The sequence below is a fragment of the Paenibacillus sp. P4_A7 genome, assembly GCF_056402455.1.
The window spans coordinates 1-1,026 of sequence record NZ_JBFUHJ010000822.1; the positions used below are offsets into that span (position 1 = coordinate 1).

The following is a 1,026-nucleotide window of genomic DNA, read 5'->3' on the forward strand; positions in this document are numbered from 1 at the left end:
CTATAGCATCTCCATAATGCATAAGCCAAACCTTTTGTTGAATATCTTCTGGTAGTGTGAGCAGATCCTCTAGGCTAGCGTGCACGACGCCAGGCGATTCAAGCTGACAATCATGAAAGATGGTTTCTATACCATTTTCTGTTAACTCAGTGAGTAATTTTCTGTCAAAACACATATCCGCGGAATAGAAAAAACGGTGGTTAAAAAGAAACGAGAAACTAGACTTGTTAGGAATATGTACAGTCTGCAGCAGCTTAACTGTTAAACCAGGGAATAGTTCAATCTCTTTATTCACTTCAAGTGGACGAACATCAAAAAAATCGTCTAGCTTATTGAGTGGGTCCTGTGATAATCCACCGCGCAGCGTATTTTCCCAGAGTGGTTGAATGAGCTGTTCTGCAATATATAACACAGGCTTACATTTATATTTGAACATCATTTGAAAAGCATACTCTTCCAGGCCGCCAACATGATCGCCATGTATGTGACTAATTAGTACCGCATTGAGATCTGGAAATGAAAGCCCCATTTGATGCAGTGCTTTTGGTAATGTTATTCCACAATCCACCAAGAGCTTAATGCCATTGGTTTCAATTAATGCATTATTGTTATCATATTTTTTGGCAAAGGCGCTGCCTGTACCTATCATTCGAATGTCCATAATTATCCTCCTTATTATTCCACATAGTTAATGTACCAAATATGGAGTAGGCTTTACAATTGTAGATACACATTTGCCCTCCCTTACATACAATGCAATAGGCGATACGTACGATGGAGGGATAAAGGATGAGCAAAGGAAAAGGTAAAGTAGTAAAGAAAAAGAAAACAGCCAGTGACAGGAAGCAATATCAGTATAAGCTTGTATTATCTGATACATGCGCGGTATGCAAGACGCCATGCGCCAGAGGTATGAGTTATTTAGCGCGTATGAGGCAGTCAGGTTCGGTAGGGAAAGGTGTTCCTTGTGTGTTAACAAGAATACTGGTTTAATTAATTATTTCCCAGGCATGCGCAAGATTCAAC

2 protein-coding genes are annotated in these 1,026 nt (G+C 39.8%); one reads left to right on the forward strand and one right to left on the reverse strand.

Going from position 1 to position 1,026, the window contains the following annotated elements; translation table 11 throughout:
* The coding region (locus tag AC1DWN_RS34265; RefSeq protein ID WP_477563268.1) for an MBL fold metallo-hydrolase at window positions 1–661 on the reverse strand (661 nt) is incomplete at its 3' end.
* 128 nt (window positions 662–789) lie between these two features.
* On the opposite strand from AC1DWN_RS34265, the gene AC1DWN_RS34270 reads away from it, so the two are divergent.
* Window positions 790–993, forward strand: coding sequence for a hypothetical protein (locus AC1DWN_RS34270; RefSeq protein WP_477563269.1), 204 nt, complete (start codon window positions 790–792; stop codon window positions 991–993).
* The last annotated feature ends 33 nt before the right edge of the window (window positions 994–1,026 follow it).

Excerpts from the sequence above, each read along its gene's own strand:
- AC1DWN_RS34270 (WP_477563269.1), top strand. The coding sequence starts at position 790 with ATGAGCAAAGGAAAAGGTAAAGTAGTAAAGAAAAAGAAAACAGCCAGT.